Source organism: Hyphomonas sp. (genome assembly GCF_022844445.1).
Classification (GTDB): domain Bacteria; phylum Pseudomonadota; class Alphaproteobacteria; order Caulobacterales; family Hyphomonadaceae; genus Hyphomonas.
Genome location: NZ_JALHLS010000014.1, coordinates 45,735 through 65,360, shown reverse-complemented (window position 1 = coordinate 65,360; position 19,626 = coordinate 45,735). Strand labels below are relative to the sequence as shown.

At 62.5% G+C, this 19,626-nt stretch carries 19 protein-coding genes; 5 read left to right on the top strand and 14 right to left on the bottom strand.

Annotated features, from left to right (window positions below; translation table 11 throughout):
• Nucleotides 1-18: 18 nt before the first annotated feature.
• Both Q0C17_RS14605 and Q0C17_RS14600 read right to left on the bottom strand, forming a co-directional pair.
• Nucleotides 19-1,212: an acyl-CoA dehydrogenase family protein gene (locus Q0C17_RS14605; RefSeq protein WP_291207841.1), complete on the bottom strand. Its 1,194-nt coding sequence runs from the start codon at nucleotides 1,210-1,212 to the stop codon at nucleotides 19-21.
• A gap of 115 nt (nucleotides 1,213-1,327) precedes the next feature.
• Nucleotides 1,328-2,329, bottom strand: a complete 1,002-nt coding sequence (locus Q0C17_RS14600; RefSeq protein WP_291207839.1) for a nicotinate-nucleotide--dimethylbenzimidazole phosphoribosyltransferase — start codon at nucleotides 2,327-2,329, stop codon at nucleotides 1,328-1,330.
• Between the two features lie 134 nt (nucleotides 2,330-2,463).
• On the opposite strand from Q0C17_RS14600, the gene Q0C17_RS14595 reads away from it, so the two are divergent.
• Together Q0C17_RS14595 and Q0C17_RS14590 are read left to right on the top strand one after the other, a co-directional pair.
• Entirely contained in the window at nucleotides 2,464-2,658 is a 195-nt protein-coding gene (locus Q0C17_RS14595) for a DUF1289 domain-containing protein (RefSeq protein WP_291207837.1), read from the top strand.
• Nucleotides 2,659-2,661: 3 nt separating this feature from the next.
• Nucleotides 2,662-3,192 carry a TIGR02281 family clan AA aspartic protease gene (locus tag Q0C17_RS14590; protein WP_291207835.1) on the top strand — a complete coding sequence of 177 codons (531 nt, stop codon included), beginning with the start codon at nucleotides 2,662-2,664 and terminating at the stop codon, nucleotides 3,190-3,192.
• On the opposite strand, the gene pyk is transcribed toward Q0C17_RS14590, so the two are convergent.
• The 8 genes from pyk to Q0C17_RS14550 all read right to left on the bottom strand — a co-directional run bounded on the left by pyk (nucleotide 3,179) and on the right by Q0C17_RS14550 (nucleotide 11,691).
• Nucleotides 3,179-4,603, bottom strand: a complete 1,425-nt coding sequence (gene pyk, locus Q0C17_RS14585; protein ID WP_291207833.1) for a pyruvate kinase — start codon at nucleotides 4,601-4,603, stop codon at nucleotides 3,179-3,181. The two genes, Q0C17_RS14590 and pyk, sit on opposite strands and share 14 nt — an antisense overlap.
• A gap of 85 nt (nucleotides 4,604-4,688) precedes the next feature.
• Nucleotides 4,689-5,087 carry a hypothetical protein gene (locus tag Q0C17_RS14580; RefSeq protein WP_291207831.1) on the bottom strand — a complete coding sequence of 133 codons (399 nt, stop codon included), beginning with the start codon at nucleotides 5,085-5,087 and terminating at the stop codon, nucleotides 4,689-4,691.
• Between the two features lie 199 nt (nucleotides 5,088-5,286).
• Entirely contained in the window at nucleotides 5,287-5,670 is a 384-nt protein-coding gene (locus tag Q0C17_RS14575; protein WP_291207829.1) for a VOC family protein, read from the bottom strand.
• Between the two features lie 3 nt (nucleotides 5,671-5,673).
• Complete coding sequence (gene metH / locus Q0C17_RS14570; protein WP_291207827.1) at nucleotides 5,674-8,313, bottom strand: methionine synthase; 2,640 nt, start codon at nucleotides 8,311-8,313, stop codon at nucleotides 5,674-5,676.
• Nucleotides 8,310-8,735, bottom strand: a complete 426-nt coding sequence (locus Q0C17_RS14565) for a gamma-glutamylcyclotransferase family protein (RefSeq protein ID WP_291207825.1) — start codon at nucleotides 8,733-8,735, stop codon at nucleotides 8,310-8,312. Before Q0C17_RS14565 ends, metH begins: the two co-directional genes overlap by 4 nt.
• Entirely contained in the window at nucleotides 8,735-9,793 is a 1,059-nt protein-coding gene (locus tag Q0C17_RS14560; RefSeq protein ID WP_291207823.1) for a homocysteine S-methyltransferase family protein, read from the bottom strand. The genes Q0C17_RS14565 and Q0C17_RS14560 overlap by 1 nt, the downstream gene beginning before the upstream one ends.
• Nucleotides 9,794-9,796: 3 nt before the next feature.
• Nucleotides 9,797-10,711, bottom strand: coding sequence for a methylenetetrahydrofolate reductase [NAD(P)H] (gene metF / locus Q0C17_RS14555; protein WP_291207821.1), 915 nt, complete (start codon nucleotides 10,709-10,711; stop codon nucleotides 9,797-9,799).
• Nucleotides 10,708-11,691, bottom strand: coding sequence for a metalloregulator ArsR/SmtB family transcription factor (locus tag Q0C17_RS14550; protein WP_291207819.1), 984 nt, complete (start codon nucleotides 11,689-11,691; stop codon nucleotides 10,708-10,710). Before Q0C17_RS14550 ends, metF begins: the two co-directional genes overlap by 4 nt.
• Nucleotides 11,692-11,870: 179 nt before the next feature.
• On the opposite strand from Q0C17_RS14550, the gene Q0C17_RS14545 reads away from it, so the two are divergent.
• Nucleotides 11,871-12,626: a VacJ family lipoprotein gene (locus Q0C17_RS14545; RefSeq protein WP_291207817.1), complete on the top strand. Its 756-nt coding sequence runs from the start codon at nucleotides 11,871-11,873 to the stop codon at nucleotides 12,624-12,626.
• Nucleotides 12,627-12,657: 31 nt separating this feature from the next.
• Nucleotides 12,658-13,284, top strand: coding sequence for a phospholipid-binding protein MlaC (locus Q0C17_RS14540; protein ID WP_291207815.1), 627 nt, complete (start codon nucleotides 12,658-12,660; stop codon nucleotides 13,282-13,284).
• Between the two features lie 79 nt (nucleotides 13,285-13,363).
• Here the strand turns inward: Q0C17_RS14540 and Q0C17_RS14535 are convergent, their stop codons facing one another.
• From Q0C17_RS14535 to Q0C17_RS14520, 4 genes are all read right to left on the bottom strand, one after another.
• A complete protein-coding gene (locus Q0C17_RS14535) occupies nucleotides 13,364-14,716 on the bottom strand; it encodes a hypothetical protein (RefSeq protein WP_291207813.1) in 1,353 nt (450 codons plus the stop codon).
• A 99-nt stretch (nucleotides 14,717-14,815) separates the two neighbouring features.
• On the bottom strand, nucleotides 14,816-16,435 hold the full coding sequence (locus Q0C17_RS14530) for an AbgT family transporter (protein WP_291207811.1): 1,620 nt from the start codon (nucleotides 16,433-16,435) through the stop codon (nucleotides 14,816-14,818).
• A gap of 283 nt (nucleotides 16,436-16,718) precedes the next feature.
• Nucleotides 16,719-17,921 (bottom strand): CaiB/BaiF CoA-transferase family protein, encoded by a 1,203-nt coding sequence (locus tag Q0C17_RS14525; RefSeq protein WP_291207809.1) that lies wholly within the window; start codon nucleotides 17,919-17,921, stop codon nucleotides 16,719-16,721.
• Nucleotides 17,922-17,997: 76 nt separating this feature from the next.
• On the bottom strand, nucleotides 17,998-18,894 hold the full coding sequence (locus tag Q0C17_RS14520) for a GGDEF domain-containing protein (RefSeq protein WP_291207807.1): 897 nt from the start codon (nucleotides 18,892-18,894) through the stop codon (nucleotides 17,998-18,000).
• A 430-nt stretch (nucleotides 18,895-19,324) separates the two neighbouring features.
• Between Q0C17_RS14520 and Q0C17_RS14515 the strand changes: the two genes are divergently transcribed.
• A complete protein-coding gene (locus Q0C17_RS14515) occupies nucleotides 19,325-19,615 on the top strand; it encodes a co-chaperone GroES (protein ID WP_291046498.1) in 291 nt (96 codons plus the stop codon).
• Nucleotides 19,616-19,626 lie beyond the last annotated feature (11 nt).

The window sequence follows — 19,626 nt, the reverse complement described above, 5'->3', positions numbered from 1 at the left end:
TCCTCCCTGCCCTCGCCTTTAAAGGCCGAGGATCATCTTTGTAATGATGTTGCGCTGGATCTCGTTGGATCCGCCATAGATCGACGTCTTGCGCATGTTGAAATACGTATCCGCCGCGTGGTTTGAATAGTCCGGTCCGACATTGAGGTCGTTCACGCCATGTCCTTCCATGCCGCGCGCATACGGTGCGCCGTAATTGCCGACGGCTTCCAGCGTCAATTCAGTCAGGCGCTGCTGGATTTCGGTCCCCTTGATCTTGAGGATCGAGCTTTCCGGACCCGGGCCCTTGCCGGCCGCTTCCGACGCCAGCGTGCGAAGTTCGGTGAACTCCAGTGCCGTCAGGTCGATTTCCAGCTGGCTTATCTTGCGGGCGAAGTCGCCGTTCAGGATCAGCGGCGTGCCGTCGATGGTTTCGTTCGAGGCGATATCGCGCAGCCGCTCCACGCCGCGCTTTGAGCGCGCCACCCCGGCGATGCCCGAACGCTCGTGCGCCAGCAGGAACTTTGCATAGGTCCAGCCTTCATTCTCCTTGCCGACGAGGTTCTCGACCGGAACGCGCACGTCCGTCAGCCAGGTCTCGTTCACTTCATGCGTGCCGTCGATCAGCTTGATCGGGCGCACTTCGATGCCCGGCGTCTTCATGTCGACGAGGATGAAGGAGATGCCTTCCTGCTGCTTGGCCGAAGGGTCTGTGCGGCAAAGGAAGAAGCCCCAGTCAGCGTGTTGGGCAAGCGTGGTCCAGGTCTTCTGACCGTTGATCACATAGTGGTCGCCGTCGCGCACGGCGGTCGTCTTTAAGCTCGCGAGGTCAGAGCCGGCGCCCGGCTCCGAATAGCCCTGGGCCCACCAGACATCACCGGAGCGGATACCCGGAAGGTGGCGCTCTTTCTGCTCTTCGCTGCCGAAGGTGTAGATAACAGGGCCGACCATCGAGACGCCGAAAGGCAATGGCATCAGCGCGTCAACGCGGGCGTTCTCTTCCGACCAGATATACCGCTGGGTCGAGGTCCAACCGGTGCCGCCGTATTTCTTGGGCCAGGCGACCGTCGACCAGCCCTTCTTGCCGAGGATCTTGTGCCAGGCAAGGAACTGGTCACGCGTAAGGTCTTCGCGGGCGCCCATATTCGTGAGCTCTTTCGGATAATTGTCGCGGATGAACGCGCGCACTTCATCACGGAAGGCTGTCTCTTCAGGCGTAAAATCGAGGTTCATGTCCGTATTTCCTCCGGTGGCTCAGGGTGCCTCTTGGCACCTCTATGTCAGTCAAAACCGTGCACTGGCAAGGTAACGTGCACGTAAACGTAAAGAATGCCGCACTGACGTTGCGTCAGGCGGGGGCAGGCTTGGCGATGAAGGGCGCGCAGGCGGTCTTCAGTACCCCAATGGCGGTCGCGGAGCCCAGTCCGCCACCTGTCTGGAATTGCAGCTGCAACAGCGGCGCGAGTCCGATCCGTTCGAGAGAGGCTTCATGCGCCGGACGCTGAGTGATGTGGGAGGCGAGACAGTGGCTAACAGCCACGTTCGACACGGCGTGCACAATGCCTGCGGCAATCGTCGTCGCAAAACCGTCCAGCACCACCGGGATGCTCTGGTGACGCGCCGCGATGATCGCGCCGACACAGGCAGCAAGTTCCCTGCCGCCGAGGCAGCGCAGAGCTTCCAGCGGATCGGACAGGTGCCCCCGGTGCAGGCGCAGGGCGGCGCTGACGAGTTCGCTGCGCTTCTCGGAAATGCTGGCCGGCGTCTGAGCGCTGGGGCGCACCCAATAGTCCGGCGACCCACCGTAGAGCGCGCAAGCCACCGCCGCCGCTGCAGTGCCGACCCCTGCGCCGGACACGGCAATCGCCAGCAGGTCCGGCTTGTCCTCGACCGCTTCGAATCCGTACGCGATGGTTGCCGCGCACTCGCGCTCGGTCATCGCAGCTTCCTTGGCGATGCTCGGCGTCGGCTTATCCAGCGCCAGCTCGAACACACGCACGGTAGCCCCGGCCTGGGTCGCAATCGCCGACAGCGGCGCGCGGCCTTGGGCCAGCGCATCGATATGGGCGCGCGTATCGGAGTTGCTCGACAGCGACACGCCGGAATCCACGATGCCGTGCGATCCGGCAAAGATGGCCAGCGTCGGCTTTTCGATGCGCGGCGGAAACCGCCGCTGCCAGCTCGCCAGCCACTCGGCTGCCTCGCCCAGCCGTCCGAAGTCCCCCTCCCGGCCCATCCCGGCCAGCGCCTCGCGCACCTTCCGGCCGGACGCAGCATCTGCCTCGACCGGCTTGAGAATCAGGTCCCGGACGTCGGCGAGCGGGGATTTCTGGGCGGCAGGTTCGCTCAAGACTGGGTACTCCATGCGCCAAGGATGAGCGCAAACTTCCAAATATCAAAGATTCACGGACCTGTCCGGCAAGGATTTATTACGCGGTTTGTGAGAGACTTGCCGGAATCTCCCATCCGGTATTTGCTATAGCCATGCCAATTGAGCCGATAAAGACCCCTTGTATCAAGGTTTGCGCCGTAGACGGCCAGACGGGGTATTGCCTCGGCTGCGGCCGCACGCTGCCGGAGATCGGACGCTGGGTTCAGATGGGCGCCGATGGCCGCGATGCAGTGATTGCCAGCCTGCCCGACCGGATCGCCCACCTCGAACGTCTCGGAAAGCGTTGACCGATGGCCCTGCGAAACCTTTTTCTGGTCATGTTTGCGTCCGTGGTGATCGCCATGGTTATCGCCTTCGTCGTCGCCCCGCGCTTGCAGGAACAAGCGGCACTGCCCGCCGAGGCCGCAGTCACCGTCGCCGTTGCCACGCCGGAACCCCTGCCCGTCGCCGGCTCCCGGGCGGCCTTTATTGACCGCGAGAATGACGGCCACTTCTGGGCCCGCGCCGATGTCAGCGGCACGCAGGTCAAGTTCATGGTCGACACGGGCGCCAGCATTGTGGCCCTCACCTATTTCGACGCCCAGCGGCTCGGCCTCAAACCTGAAGAGCTGAATTTCGATTCCGAGATCCGCACAGCCGGCGGCATCACCTACGGAGCCCATGTCACGCTCGACAGCATCCGCATCGGCAAGGTCAAGGTGGAAAACGTCAACGCTGTTATCCTGCGCACCGAGCTGGAACAGTCCCTGCTCGGCATGACGTTCCTTGGCGAACTCAATTCCTATGAAGTCCGCCAGGGGCAGATGATCATACGCCAGTGATCGGCTTGCCATCGAGGCCCTTGCCAACCCCGATCTCCCACGCGAACCGCGCGTCGTCGCCCGCCCAGCGCGCATAAGCGACCCGGCCTTCGAGGCCCGCCGCCTTCATCAGAGTACGGTACCAGTTCTCGACCCCCGCATCGAGCAGGTGCGGATGGACGCCCCAGAGCAGGCAGGCCTGGCGCACGCGCTGTTCCTCGATCGATCCATAAAGGATTGGCGTCGCCCCGCGCACCCGTGAAAAACGTGCAAGCCGCTCGAACGCGCCGGTCCGCAGCGCCAGTGCCGTTGCGCCCTCTGCCGCCGCCATCGCCAGCGAGGTCTGCGCCACAACATCGATGGCCGTGTTCGCCGTCTCGTCGCCGTCGAACTGCAGCATCGACCGGCGATAATCGTCAGCTTTCTCGGTCGCCCGGATGATGCGTGACATGATCGCCACCGCCGTTGCCGGATGGCGGCCCACCGCCGTCTCCGCCGATAGCATCACGGCATCGGCACCCTGATAGATCGCGGTCGCCACATCGGACGCCTCAGCCCGCGTCGGCGCCGAATTCTCGATCATCGATTCCAGCATCTGCGTCGCCACGATCACCGGCCGCCCGGCCGCGCGCGCCGCGCGGATGATGCGCCGCTGGATCACCGGCACTTCCTCCGGCGGATATTCAACGCCGAGATCGCCGCGCGCAACCATCACACCGTCCGAGGCATGGATGATCTCACGCAACTCGCCCAGCGCCGCCGGCTTCTCCAGCTTCGCGATCAGCGGCGCGCGCCCGTTGATGATCGCCTTGGTCATCGCAATGTCTGCCACGGACTGCACAAAGGACAGCGCGACAAGGTCCACACCGATGGACAGCGCGAACTCAAGGTCAGCCTTGTCCTTGACCGTAAGAGCCTTCACCGGCAGCGCCTTTCCGCGCACGGTGAAGCCCTTCTTGTCGGAAATCTTGCCTGGCACATCAGCCCGCACCTTCGGCGCCTTGCCGGCAGCGGTCACCGTAAAGATCAGCTTGCCGTCATCGACAAGGATCGTGTCGCCGACTTCCAGCTGGTCGATGATCGCCTTGTGCGGCACCGGGATCGTCTCGGAGGCGTCCGTCTGCTCCGCCGCGACCAGCACATATTCTCCGCGCCAGGCCACCTTCATCTCGCCGCCAGGAAAGCTCCCGACGCGGACTTTTGGCCCCTGCAGGTCTGCGAGCGCCGCCAGTGGCCGCCCCACCAGCGCCTCCACTTTGCGCACCGTCTCCAGTGTCGCGCGGTGATCCTCGTGGCTGCCATGGGAGAAGTTCAGCCGGAACACATCCGCGCCCGCTTCCGCCAGAGCGCGGATCTCCTTCAGCGTGCGGCTGCGCGGCCCAAGGGTCGCCACGATTTTCGCGTTCTCGCTGCGCAGGCGGGCTTTGGCCATTACTGTCTCCCAGATGACAAGGCTGTCATGGCCGAGGCTTATAGCGACTCGGTCCAAGGCCGCTAGCGGCTTTGGCTAAGCAGCGTCAGCTCCCGCCCGGGCGAGCGGCCGGTGCGTAACGTTCGACGTCCGCCAGAAACTCGCGCAGGCCGGTCACCATCTCCGAAATCACGAATCCGGTGCCATCTGCCAGTCCGATGCGGAAAGTCTGGGTGAACGGACGATAATGCACTGTCGCAATCTCGGACCATTGCGCCGTGCGGGGCGCACTAAACAATTTCCTGAACAGGACCTTCCGCTCATCCCATTCCATGCGGCGGAACAGGGCGTCAGCGGCGCCCCAGAGCAGCAACGCACTGAAGCCCCCCAGAATGAAAGGCAACCACGGGCCGTCATTCACGCCATCCGTGGAATCTGCCTGGGTCAGAACGGCAACCAGCCCGGCGCTGAAAAGGGCGCCCCCGACAAGGCAGATGCCGGTCACCCAGATTGACGCCTGGCAACGACCAATCCCGGGTCTCGGTCTCCCGGTTATCCAGTGAAGGAAAACTACGCCAAGCGCTCCGGCAAGGGCGGGCAGCGCATATCTAAACAACCCCATCTCATCCACGCGTACACCTCTCGCTTCCACCTGTCTTCGTGGAGAATAAAGGAACACCGGCAGGGCACAATATTGCCAGCCTTCAGGCCGCGTACTCGATCAGGTCCCACAGGTTTCCGAAATCATCGCGGAACACGGCGACCCTGCCATAGGGCTCCGCGCGCGGCGCCTCCGTGAACGAGACGCCCTTTGCGATAAAGGCCGCATGGTCGCGGGCGAAGTCGTCCGTCTCCAGAAAGAAGCCGACACGTCCGCCGGTCTGGTTGCCGATGGCCGCGCGCTGGCGCTCACCCCGGCCTTCCGCAAGCAACAGCCGCGTCTCGGCGCCCCGGGGCGCCACCATCACCCAACGCTTGCCCTCGCCGCGCAGCGAATCTTCGATCAGGTCGAACCCAAGCTTGCCGACAAAGAACGCGATGCCTTCATCATAATCCGGAACCACGAGAGTGACAGCGTGCAGCCGCAAGCCCTACGCTCCCACCAGCACGAAGGGATCATAGTTCAGCACCGGCGCCAGCCAGCGCTCCGCAGTCTTCGTGTCCCAGCCCTTGCGACGGGCATAATCCTCGACCTGGTCGCGCTCGATCCGGCCCAGCGCGAAGTAGATCGCGTCCGGATGTGCGAGGTATAATCCGGACACGGACGCAGCGGGGCTCATCGCATAGCTGGAGGTCAGCGACACGCCGATATGCTTCTCTGCGTCCAGCAACCGGAACAGAGTCGCCTTTTCCGTGTGCTCCGGCTGCGACGGGTAACCCGGAGCCGGGCGGATGCCTCGATACTTCTCACCGATCAGCTCGTCGGTCGTCAGCGCCTCTTCCGGCGCATAGGCCCAAAGCTCCTTGCGGACACGTTCGTGCATATACTCAGCCATCGCCTCGGCGAACCGGTCGGCCAGCGCCTTGCACATGATCGAGGAGTAATCGTCGCCCCTTGCCTTGAAGTCTTCCGCAATGGCATCCGCTTCCGCGCCGGCCGTCACAACGAATCCGCCAATCCAGTCCTCGCCCTCTGGCGCGACGAAATCGGACAGCGCATAGTTTGCCCGCTCGTTATCTTTCTTCATCTGCTGGCGCAGCGTGAAGAACGTGTCGCCCGTCTCCAGTCGGATGTCGTCACCCACCGCATTGGCCGCCCAGAAACCGATCACCGCCTTCGGTCTGAACCAGGCCTCGCCGATCAACTGCTGCAACATTCCCTCGGTATCGCGCCACAAGCCGCGTGCCGCCTCGCCTACCTTGTCATCCTCGAGGATCAACGGGAACTTGCCCGCCAGATCCCAAGCCGAGAAGTACGGCGTCCAGTCAATGTACCGGGCCAGCGTGGCGAGATCGATATCGGTGAAGCTCCGAGCGCCCGTGAACGTGGGCTTCGGCGCGGCATAGTTTTTCCAGTCTGGACGGAAGGCCGCGCTGCGGGCCTCAGCCAGCGGTAACCGTTCCTTGGGCGGACCATCTTTGCGCGCCTCGCGCATCCGCTCGTACCGGGCCCGGGTCTGCGCAACCAGCGCGGGCTTTTCCGCCTCGTTGAGCAGCGTCGAGACAACGCCTACCGCGCGGCTCGCATCCAGCACATGGATCACCGGCGCCGAGCGGATGACGGGATCAATCTTCACGGCCGTATGGGCCGGGCTGGTCGTCGCTCCGCCGATCAGAAGCGGCTGTGTCATGCCGCGTCTCTGCATCTCGCTTGCCACATACACCATCTCGTCTAGGCTCGGCGTGATCAGGCCGGACAGGCCAATGATGTCGACCTTCTCCTTTACCGCCGTGTCGAGGATCTTGTCTGCCGGAACCATGACGCCAAGGTCGATGATGTCATAGCCGTTGCAAGCCAGAACCACGCCGACAATATTCTTGCCAATATCGTGCACATCGCCCTTTACGGTCGCCATCAGCACCTTGCCGTTCGACTGTGTGGTCGTGCCGAGGCGCAGCTTCTCTTCTTCCATGAAGGGTTCGAGCCAAGCCACGGCCTGCTTCATTACACGTGCAGACTTCACCACCTGCGGAAGGAACATCTTGCCGGATCCGAACAGGTCGCCGACGACATTCATACCGTCCATCAGCGGCCCTTCGATCACGTGCAGAGGCCGCTCCGCCGCAAGGCGCGCCTCTTCGGTGTCCTGATTGATGTATTCTGAGATGCCGTGAATCAGCGCATGCTCGATCCGCTTCTGCACTGGCGCCTCGCGCCAGGAGAGGTCCTTCTCCTGCGCCTTGCCCTTCTGGCCCTTGAAGCGCTCGGCATATTCGATCAACCGATCCGTCGCATCCGCCCGGCGATTGAGTATCACGTCCTCCACGCGCTCGCGCAGTTCCGGCTCGATATCGTCATAGATATCGAGCTGGCCGGCATTGACGATTCCCATGTCCATGCCTGCCGGAATAGCGTAGTAGAGGAACACTGAGTGCATCGCCCGGCGCACTGGCTCGTTTCCGCGGAAGCTGAACGAGACGTTCGACAGCCCACCGGAGATGTGACAGCCCGGGCAGGTCTCGCGGATCACCTTCGCCGCTTCGATGAAATCCAGCGCGTAGGAGTTGTGTTCCTCGATGCCGGTCGCAATAGCGAAGATGTTTGGGTCGAAGATGATGTCCTGAGCAGCGAAGCCGACCTCTTCCGTCAGGATACGGAACGCCCTCTGGCAAATCTCTATCTTGCGCGCTGCCGTATCCGCCTGCCCCACCTCGTCAAACGCCATCACGACCACCGCCGCGCCATAGGAGAGACATGCCCGCGCCTGCTCGACAAACTTCGCCTCGCCTTCCTTCATCGAGATCGAATTGACGATGCCCTTGCCCTGCACACACTTCAGGCCCGCCTCGATCACTTCCCACTTGGAGGAATCGATCATCACCGGCACCCGCGCGATGTCCGGCTCCGCCGCAATCAAGTTCAGGAACGTCGTCATGGCGTGGACGCCGTCTAGCATCCCTTCGTCCATATTGACGTCGATTACCTGCGCCCCGCTGTCGACCTGCTGGCGTGCTACTTCGACAGCCTCGCCGTATCGGCCATCGGTAATCATCTTACGGAACACAGCCGAGCCTGTCACATTGGTGCGCTCGCCGATATTTATGAAGCTCTGGGAGGAGGCCTTGGTCATTTTCTTGTCTTTCCCGCATCCAGCGGCCAGTTTCCGTTCGTGACCGGATCACATCCGTCCACGGACCGGTTGTACCAATAGATCCATGCTGTCTCGCCCGTCGCCGCGCCGACATCGTCTAGAAGCGGAAGCATCACGCGCAGGTACAGCGACGTTTCCGGATCGTCAGTCACGTCCTCGAACTTATCCATCTCCGGCACGATTGAGACGTCCCGCACACGCCAGCGAATACCGTGACAAAGTTCATCGCCTGCCACGACGCCCGGAAACCCGCCCAGATCAACCATCCGTCCACGAAACCGGCAGGGCCCGCCAAACTCACCTGCGCCCGCCAGGTTCAACCCCGCCGGCTGGCCCGCGGCCCCTTGCTTCAGGAGGCCATAGAATACAAACAAGTCGCCGTTACGGACTGCATCGCCCATCACGACGCCACTTCAAACGGCTCGAGTCCCGACAAGCGCAGCGCCGGTTTCAGCGCCGGGACCTTGCGCGGGGCCTTGCCCTTGGCTGCGCCAGCAATTGCCGAGATGTGCGCCGGCGTCGTACCACAGCAGCCGCCGAGCACGTTGACGAGGCCACTGTTTGCCCATTCGCCAAGATGCGCGGCCGTCTGGTCCGGCGTCTCGTCATAGGCGCCGAAAGCGTTCGGCAGGCCGGCATTCGGATAGGCAATCACGCGCGTGTCCGCAACGCGCGAAATCGCGGCGATGTGCTGGCGCATCAGATCTGCGCCAAGTGCACAGTTGAGCCCTATAGCCCAAGGGCGCGCATGGCGTACGGAGTTCCAGAAAGCTTCGGCCGTCTGGCCACTGAGGGTCCTGCCCGATGCATCCGTGATCGTACCTGACAAGATGACCGGCAGGTCAACGCCTTCTTTCTCGCGAAGGTCAATCACCGCCTTGATCGCCGCCTTGGCGTTCAGCGTGTCGAAAACCGTCTCGATCAGGAACATGTCGATGTGCGGCGCCATCGCCCTGGCCTGCGCGTAGTATGCGTCCCGGACCTGGTCGAACGTTACGTCCCGGTAGCCTGGATCGCTTACTTTCGGCGACAGCGACAACGTCTTGTTTGTCGGTCCGATGGCACCGAGCACGCCGCGCGGCTTGCCGTCGCGTGCTTCCAGCTTGTCCGCCACCTCGCGCGCGACCCGGGCGCCTTCTGCGGCGATCTCGTCGGCGAGGGCCTCCATCCGGTAATCCGCCATCGCGATGGTTGTCGCACTAAACGTGTTTGTCTCGACGAAATCGGCGCCCGCCTCAAAGTACTGCGCGTGAATCGCCGCAATGATGTCCGGCCGCGTCAGGTTCAGCAGGTCATTGTTCCCGCGCAACGGCGAGGCCCAGCCGGCAAACCTCTGCCCACGGAAATCTTCCTCCGTGAGCGACCAGGTCTGGATCATCGTACCCATCGCGCCGTCGAGGATCAGGATGCGCTTGGCCGCATCGGCTTCGAGTTTCGAGAGACGTGTCTTTACGTCCATGGGTCAGGCCGCCTTTGCGGGTTGGGGCTTCAGGCCGAGAAGCCGGCAGGTTGACAGCGCAAGGCTCGCTCGGTTCAGCGTGTAAAAATGGAAGTCGCGCACGCCTCGCTCGTGCAGCTTGTGACAAAGCTCCGCCGCCACCGTCGCAGTCACGAGGTCACGCGTCTCGTCATCTTCCTCGAGGCCTTCATAGAGCCGCTCCAACCAGTGCGGCACACTCGCGCCGCACAGTGCCGAGATGCGCTTCAGGCCGGTAAAGTTCGGCTGCAGCATGATGCCGGGAACAATCGGCAGCGTCACGCCGCCCGCCCGCGCACGGTCGAGGAACGCGAAATAGACTTCCGGCTCAAAGAAGAATTGCGTGATGGCGCGGTCCGCGCCCGCGTCCTGCTTCGCCTTCAGGTAAGCGATTTCCGCGTCCCAGCCCCTATTCTCCGGATGTAGTTCCGGATAGCAGGAGACCGAAATCTCGAAACACTTGCCCAATTCCGGCCGGTGGGCTCTCAGCCCGCGAATGAGATCGACCGAATCGAGAAAACCACCAGGATGCGCCTCATACTTTGCGCCCATCCCCGCCGGCGGATCGCCGCGTAACGCCACAATGTGCTTAACGCCTGCCTGCCAGTATTCTTCGGCAATCGCGAGCACTTCTTCCTTGGTTGCGCCGACGCAGGTGAGGTGCGCTGCCGGGCGCAGTGTCGTCTCGGAAGCGATACGGCGAACGGTGTCGTGCGTCCGCTCGCGCGTCGAGCCGCCCGCGCCATAAGTCACCGACACGAAGTCCGGCGCCATTGGCTCCAGCCTCTTGATCGTGTCCCAAAGGCGTGTTGACATGCCTTCGCTCTTCGGCGGAAAGAATTCGAACGACACGCGCAGCGGCTCTGCGTTCCGGTCGGCCTGGTTCAGTGTACGGATCATGCCGCCCTCGCTCGGGAAAGGGCGGGCTTGGTTGCCCGCCAAATATTGACTGTAAGGCCTGGCGCACCTGTCTTCGGCGGATCGAACGAGCGTGGCGCCTCAAGATTCAAGCCCGCCTGACCGGCCCACTCCGCCAGCGCATCATGGCGCACGCCCAAGCGGCGGTGGCCATGCTCGGCGCGCAGGAATTCAAGATCGTGCGGCGCAAAGTCGATCACCAGCAGCTTGCCGCCGGGCACCAGCACGCGCGCGGCCTCTGCAATCGCGTCGCCCGGTGTGTCGAGGTAATGCAGCACCTGGTGCACGATCACGAGATCGGCCGAAGCGTCCTCGAACGGCGCCGCCGTCACGTCGCCAAAGCGCACCCGGCTGTTGCTGACGCCAGCACGCTCCAGATTGGCGCGCGCCACTGTCAGCATCCGGTGGCTGAAATCGATGCCTTCGGCCTCGGAGGCCAGGCCGGAAAACAGGAGCAGCATCCGCCCCGTACCCGTGCCGAAGTCGACCACGCGGCGGTAAGGCCCGCTCCCGGCAAGGTCCAGCAGCGTGTCCTCGATGGCCTCATTCGGAAAATGCAGGGCCCGCAGTGAATCCCAGGTCTCGGCAATGCTCGAGAAGTAGGCCTCTGCAGACTCTGCGCGCGCGAGAATCACTTCGCGCAGTTTGTCCCGGTCCGCGCGGAATTCTTCCGCATCATGACTGGTCTGCGAGAACAGATGGTTGAGGAATGCGAGGCCCGGCCCGGAGCGCGCGGCTCGGTAAAAAACGAATGCGCCTTCCGGCAGGCGTTCGGCAAGGCCCGCTTCTGAGAGCGCCTTTAGGTGGTGCGACAAGCGCGGCTGGCTCTGCTCCAGAACCTGTACCAATTCGCCCACCGACAGGTCGTTGTCGCGCAGCAACGCCAACAGTCGCAGCCGCGTTGGCTCGCCTGCGGCCTTCAGCTTTTCCAGAAGATCATCAAAGCTTGTCATCGAGATCATATAAACATTCATTTATATGATTTGGCAACTACCAAGTCGCCTGCAGGAACCCTTGGTCCAATCAGACATTCTAAACAGTGTTGCGTCAAAGCTACGCTGACGCCGTACAACTTGTCCGGACCCGTTGAACCTTTTCAACATTCGCTCCATTTATCGTCTAAATATCGGGAAGTGTTCTGATGAAAATGCCTGCAGGCGCCGCACTGGCATCGCTCGCCATTACCGCTTGCGCTACCGCTCCGGCTCCAGCGCCGGGCGAGATAGCGGACCCATATGAAGGGTTCAATCGCAAGATGTTCGCCTTCAACAACGGCGTGGACAAATACGCTCTCGGCCCCGCGGCCGACGCCTATAAGACGGTTACGCCGGAGTTTGCGCGCGACCGGGTGGGCGATTTCCTCAGCAACCTGCGCTCGCCGATCATCCTTGCGAACGATGTGCTGCAGGCGGAACCCTCCCGGGCCGGCAATACGTTTGCCCGGTTCGGCATTAATACCACCGTCGGCCTTCTCGGCCTCTGGGACGCGGCCAATCATTTCGGCCTCGAGCGCCACACAGAGGATTTCGGGCAGACACTAGCCGTTTGGGGGGTCGATAGCGGCCCCTTCCTCGTGATGCCGCTGCTCGGTCCTACCACCCCCCGGGATCTGATCGGCACCGGCGTTGACCGGGCCATTGACCCCCTGACCTGGGTGCAGATCGATAATGACAGCGATACTGACCTCGCCTTTAGGGTCGGGATGGGGGTTATCGGCGGCCTGAACGCCCGTGTGGCCTTCGATGAGCAGATCGACACGCTCAACGCCCAGCCGGAACCATATATCGCTCTTCGGCGAATTTATTCATCTCAGCGTCAGGCTGCCATTGCTAATGGCAAGGTCGATGAGGATGCGGCGTACGAAGACCTCCCGGATTTTGACGAATTTGAAGAGTAATCGGCGCCGGCCTGTAACAGGAGTTATCCACGTGAAGACCCTTCTTCGTTCCACCCTCGCCGCATCATTCCTGCTTGCCAGTGCGCTGCCGGTTTTCGCAGATGCGCGCACCGAGGCCTATGTCCAGAAGAATGCCAGCGAGGTGCTGAAGTCGCTGAACAACCCCAAGCTGACCGCTGCCGAGCGCACCGCGGCCTTCAGCACGTACATGGACAAGTTCACCAATCTCGACGCGGTGTCTAACTTCGTGATCGGCAAGTACAGTCGCCGCTTCACCGAGGCCGAACTGACGCGCTACCGCAAGGCGTTTCGCACCTACGCGCTGACCGTCTATGAGTACGAGTTGGACGCCTACCGCGGTGAAGCTGTGGAAGTAAAAAACTCGGTCGACCGTTCGGAAACGGACTCGATCGTGAACACGGTGATCAAGCGTCAGGACGGCACCGACATGGACGTACGCTGGCGCGTCCAGGGCAAGGAAGGCAGCTACAAGGTTGTCGACGTGGCCCTGAACCTTGACGGCAACCTGATCTGGCTGGCCATCGAACAGCGCGCCCAGTTCATCGCCCTGCTCGACAAGAACAACGGCTCAGCCGACGCACTTATCAAGAAGATCGAATCGATGACGGCAGACCTGAAATCGAAATCACGCAGCTAAGCGCAAGCCTCCCTGGGCCCATATGAATGGCCCGCCCCGGTTTCCCGGGGCGGGCCAATTCTTTTCAGGCCGATCTGACCTAGGTGTGCGGGGCGTGGGGGTGCCAGCCGAGCACCAGGTACAGCACCATGAAGCCGACAATGTAGGCGACGATCACGAACCAGCCCTGCGTCACCCATTTCCACACGGACTTGGCATCCGGGAAAATGTTGGTGATGGCGACACCGGCCGACGAGCCGAACCACATCATCGAGCCACCGAAGCCAACCGCGAAGGCGAGCATGCCCCAGTCATAGCCGCCCTGCGCCAGCGCGAGCGCCGTCAGCGGAATGTTGTCGAACACGGCCGAGACGAAGCCGAGACCCATCGTGCTCTGCCAGCTTGCGGGCGGCAGGCTTTCGACCGGCATCAGCGAGGCCGACATCACGAGGCAAAGCAGGAATAGCGTTCCCTTCAGCGAAGAGGAGACGATGCTCCAATCCGGTTTGCGAAGCAGAGCGGTCACGATGATCGCGAGCCAGACACCGAGGCCGATGACCGGGAGCATGTCGAGCAGGTGCGGCGCATAAAGGTTCGCGGCCACGTTCGAGCCGATGGCGGTCGCAAGGATGGCGACGACAATGAACACCCGCCCCCAGTCGACCGACACACTTGCATCGGCCCGCGCCTGGATCGGCTGGTACTTCTGCTGCGCCAGCGAGGCGGGTACCGAGATGATTGCAAGGGCCACGAACGAGGCGACATAGGCGTGCAGAACATCAAGCGGGCTGACGCCGTCGATCCACATCATCGTGGTCGTCGTGTCACCCACGACCGAGCCGGCACCGCCCGCATTTGAGGCGGCCACGATCGCCGCAATGTAACCGATATGGACCCTGTCCTCAAAGACGTGCTTGGCAACGATGCCGCCGATCATAGCGGCGGCAATGTTGTCGAGGAAGCTGGACAGCACGAAGATGAGCCCGAGCAGTACGACACCGCCGAGCCAATTGTCCGGCAGAATCGCAGGGATCTTTTCCGGCACGTTCGAGGTTTCGAAGTGGCGCGATAGGACCGCAAAGCCGAGGAGCAGCAGGAACAGGTTAGCCAGGACCACCCATTCATGGCTCATGTGGGCCGTCAGCCCTTCAAAACCAGCGCCGTGCTTGAAACCGGGCACCAGGAATTTCCAGGCGAGGATCGCCGACAGGCCGGTAACGGCAACGGTGAAAACGCGGTGGTGAAAAACCGCGACCCCGAGCAGCGTCAGGGCAAACAGGATGAAGTCGACAGGGACCGGCCCGACATGCGTGGGCACGGCGCCCGCGAGCGGACCTGCCGCCCCTTCGGCCAGCGCCGGAAGCGCGACGGACAGTGCGCCGGTGGCGATTGCCACTGCGCGCACTACAAAACCCACGGCGCTCGAACGTGCCGGAACGGTAAGCGAATGCATGACATAACCCCCCTCTAAGGACTGATCAGCGTCAGTCCCCTACTCCTCCGCAGGGCAATTGCAAATCCCCTCCCGGCAACACACGCCGCGGAAATGGAATCAGGGCGTTGCTATTTCCGGCAGGGCATAAAGGACCGATGCGCCGGGACCGAGCGGAAGCTCCAGCATGAACCAAACCACGGTCATCAACCCTCCCGACACCAGAAGCCACAGCGAGTATGGCAGCATCAGCGCGGTCAGACTGCCGAGTCCGAAGGACTTTACCCAACGCTGACAGAAGATCAGGATCAACGGGAAGTAGACCATCAAAGGCGTAATGATGTTGGTTGCGCCATCACCTACCCGGTAGGCCGCAGTCGTCCCTTCCGGACTGACACCCAGCAGCATCAGCATCGGAACAAGGATTGGCGCGAGCAGGGCCCACTTGGCGCTGGCCGATCCGACGAAGAGGTTCAGGAACGCCGTGAAAAGGATCGTGATGCAGATGATAGCCCAGAGGGGCAAACCGCTTTCGCTGATTGCGCTAGCCCCATGAACTGCTCCGATCAAGCCGAGGTTTGACCAGTTGAACATCGCCACGAAGTGCGACACCGCAAAGGCGAGCACCAGATAGTAACCCATCTCCTTCATCCCTTCAGCCATCATGCCGACGAGATCGCGGTGGTTCCTGATCGTGCCGGCACTGGCGCCATACGCCCAGCCCGCAAAGAGGAAGACGAGGAAGAAAGCGGCGACGAGGGACTTGTAGAAGGGATCGAGCGTCAGGTGCACTGAACAGATGCCCGCCTCGACAGTGCCCGGCGCGCAGGCCGCTTCATTGATCAGCGGCGTGCCCGGTCCGATCGTGAGGAAAATCCACAGCGCCACGACGCCCAGCGTCGCGAGGCCTGCCATCGCGAGGCCGCGACTCTGACCGGCGTCCAGCGGCTTCTCGCTCTCGGCGAACTGAGCGGCATGTTCCGGCCCGGCCTGCCAGGCACCAAGGCGTGGCTCGATAATCCGGTCAGTCACAAACCAGATGACCGGGAGGAACACGAACGTCAGACCGATGATAAACCACCAGTTGCCGGCGATATTGACCGAATAGTTTTCCACGATGCCGGAGGAATCAACGGCGGTCTGCGTGATGCCGAGCAACAGAGCGTCAAGCTGGCCCGGCGTGATATTGGCGGAGAAGCCGCCGGATACACCGGCAAAAGCCGCGGCGATCCCGGCGAGCGGATGACGCCCTGCCGCCGCATAGAGGACTCCGGCTAGCGGAATCAGAACCACATATCCGGCATCGGAGGCGTGGTTCGAGAGCATGGCGATGAAGGCAACGACCGGCGTCAGAAATGCCTTCGGCGCGCCGCGGACGGCGGCCCGCATGCCGCTGGCAAAAAAGCCGGAGCGTTCGGCGACACCGGCGCCGAGCATGACGATCAGGACAAACCCGAGCGGATGGAAATGCGTGAACGTCGCCGGCATTTCGACGAACAGGCGCTGAAGGTTCGCCGCCGAAAGAAGGCTTGCGGTGGCTACGATGACCGGAGAACCGTCTTCATTGACCTGGGTGGGATGGATGGCAGAAACGCCGAGAGCAGCGGCGATCGCTGAAATCCCCATCAGGATGAAGATGAGATAAAAGAACAGAAACACCGGGTCGGGCAGTTTGTTGCCCGCACGTTCTACAATCCCGAGAAACCCTTTCTGCGTTGCCGCAGCCGGTGCATCCGTCATTCGCCGCCTCCAGTCGATTTGAGGCAGAAATGACCGGACTACGGCTGGAAAGGCAAGCTTTTTTGAAGGGCTGGGCTGCGAGGCGCATTTTTTGGCCGGACGCGGGAGCGGCCCGGCTTGTTTGGATCAGCGTGGTTTGATGAAGACCCTCGCCTCCCCCTGCCGCGGCAATGCGAGGTGAGGGTCTTCCCGCCAGCAGGAATCTCAACGTGCAACAAGCGCGCCCAACGACCTGCGCCGGAAGTGACGACCATTTTCCCGCCTTGCGGGAGAGCGGGGAAGATCAGACAATGCCGCTGGCCCGGAGCTTGGCGATCTGCTCGGGGGTCAGGTCGAGAAGTTCGGTCAGAACTTCTTCCGTGTGCGCACCAAGTTCGGCTGGGCCGGCCCATCGGATGTGGCCGGGTGTCGCGGAGAGTTTCGGGAAGACATTCTGCTGCATCAGGCCCGGCCATTTTTCGCTCGGTACCGGGGTCAATGAGGCGCGGGCAGCGTAGTGCGGGTCGGTGAGCATGTCGGCAGCGCGGTACACTTTTCCGACCGGAACACCGCTGTCGATCATCGTCCGCTCGATGTCGTCGATGGTGCGGGTCGCTGTCCAGAGGCTGATGAGGTCATCGAGAGCTTTCTGGTTCCTGCCGCGTGCGACATGGGTCTTGTAGGCGGGATCGTCTTTCAGGGCAGGCTGGCCGATGGCCTCGCACAGGCGGGCGAAGACAGTGTCCTGATTGGCCGCGATGATCACCATCCCGTCGGTGCCAGTATAGATGTTCGACGGCGCGATGTTCGGCAGGAGCGAGCCGGAGCGCTCTCGCGTGTAGCCTTCGAACTGGTATTCCGGGACGAGCGCTTCCATCACCGAGAGCACGGATTCGTAGATTGTTGCGTCGATCATCTGGCCATCGCCGGTCTTCTCGCGGTGGTGCAGCGCGGCGAGCGCGCCGAGCGCGGCGTAGAGGCCGGCGAGACTGTCCCCCAGCGAGATGCCGGCGCGGGACGGCACGCGGTCGGCCTCACCCATGACATAGCGCAGGCCGCCCATCGCCTCGCCGACAGAAGCGTATCCCGCGCGCGTAGCGTAGGGGCCGGTCTGTCCATAGCCAGAAACGCGGATCATGATGAGGCGAGGATTGATCTTCTTCAACGCATCGTAGCCCAGCCCCCATTTCTCGAGGGTGCCGGGGCGGAAATTCTCGAGCAGGAAATCAGCTTCGCGGACAAGGCGGCGGACAATGTCCTGGCCTTCTGTTTCGCGCAGGTTTGCCGTGATGCAGCGCTTGCCGCGCGCGACGACCGACCACCATAGGGGAAAGCCCTCGCGGCCCCATTCGCGTAACGGATCGCCCTGCCCTGGCGGCTCGATCTTGATCACGTCGGCGCCCATGTCGGCAAAGATCTGGCCGCAGAACGGACCGGCGATCAGCTGGCCGAGCTCGATGACACGCAGATCGGTCAGCGGACCGGTGCGGGGTGGCAGATCGGGCATGCGGCGTCCTCCGTGCAAGGCGCCACCCTCTCATCAGGTAATCGGGAGCGCGGCAAGAGCGCCTGGTGCTGCGCGGTCAGCGCGTCGAGCGCAGGCGGGCGTGGCGCTTCACGGGTGGACGTTGGGAGACCGTAATCGCGCGGATCGTATCGGCGACATCGTCATTGGCGGCGGTGCGGCGCTTGTTGGCCTGGGCACGCTGCTTGTACTCGGTGATGTCCTGCACGTCGGCCTGGACGTATTCTCCCATCTCGACGCGGTTGCGGCCGAGGCGCTTTGCTTCGTAGAGCGCGCGGTCGGCCGCCTCGATGACGCCGTTCACGTCGGCGCCGCCGGGCAGCATGCAGAAGCCGAAGCTGGCGGTGATGCAGACCTGGAAATCGCCGGTCTCTATCAGTGCCGACTGGATACGCGTGCGCAGGCGGTCACAGACAATGCGGGCGTTCTCGGGCGTCACGTCACTGAGCAGGACGACGAACTCTTCCCCGCCCCAGCGGCCGAGCTTGTCGAAGGGACCCCGCAGTTCGGCATGGGCGATCTGGGCGACGCCCTTGAGGACGCGGTCGCCGGCGGCGTGGCCGTAGAGGTCGTTCACTTCCTTGAAAAAATCGAGGTCAAAGATGGCGATGGCGGCAGACTGCTCGGTGCGGCGCATGCGGCGGCACTCTTCGTCGGCGGCACGCAGGAAAAAGCGGCGATTGAGGAGGCCGGTCAATTCATCGGTCCAGGCGAGGGCCTCAAGGCGGCGCTGGTAGACGCGGGTATGGTAGTCGTGGAGGGTCGCGATAATGGCTGTCGGGATGGCGATGCAGCTCGTCACGTAGAGGTTCATCCGGACATAGTCGGACGCATGGACGGGGATGCCGAGATTGTAGACGGTGATCGAGACGATGAACGAGATCGTCAGCGCCGAAATGCAAACGAGCGCAAAATAGTTCGCCGAGAACATTATTTCTCGAAAGCGGGCGGTCATCCTGAATCCCTTATCTGCTGTCACCATTACAGGACCAGTATTGAGATTGCTTCATGCTGAGGCTGTCGATTTGCCGAAGGCGAAGCAGGAAACGTTAACCATGCCGCGCGCGCCCTGCGGGCCGAACAAGGGCCGCCGAATGAACCTTTCAAGGCACCCAGCCAGGTGCGGAGCAGATGGCCGCCCCCAGGATGCAGTCCTTCCAGCCCGTAATCTGGATGTCGGCCCCCGCCGGTTCCGACGGAATGCCCCGCACTTGCGGCAATTTTCTTCTCCGCATGCTGGTTGACGGGCCGGGGGCGAGTGTCTATCTCCCGCACATCGTTAGCAGTCCTGTCAGGTGAGTGCCAAACGTGAGCGCTCCCGGGTTGCTGGCGACCCCTATCGAACCCAACACCTGAGCTATTTTACCATCAAAGAGGCAGACAGAATGAAACTTCGTCCCCTGCATGACCGCGTCGTCGTGCGCCGCGTCAAGGAAGAAGAAAAGTCCAAGGGCGGGATCATCATCCCCGACACCGCGAAAGAGAAGCCCCAGGAGGGCATCGTTGTGGCCGTCGGTAAGGGCGCCCGCGGTGACGACAACGAAATCGTCCCGATGGACGTGAAACCGAAAGACCGCGTGCTGTTCGGCAAGTGGTCCGGCACCGAAGTCACGATCGACGGCGAAGAGCTGCTGATCATGAAGGAAAGCGACATCATGGGCGTGCTCGAGAAGTAATTTCTCACCGC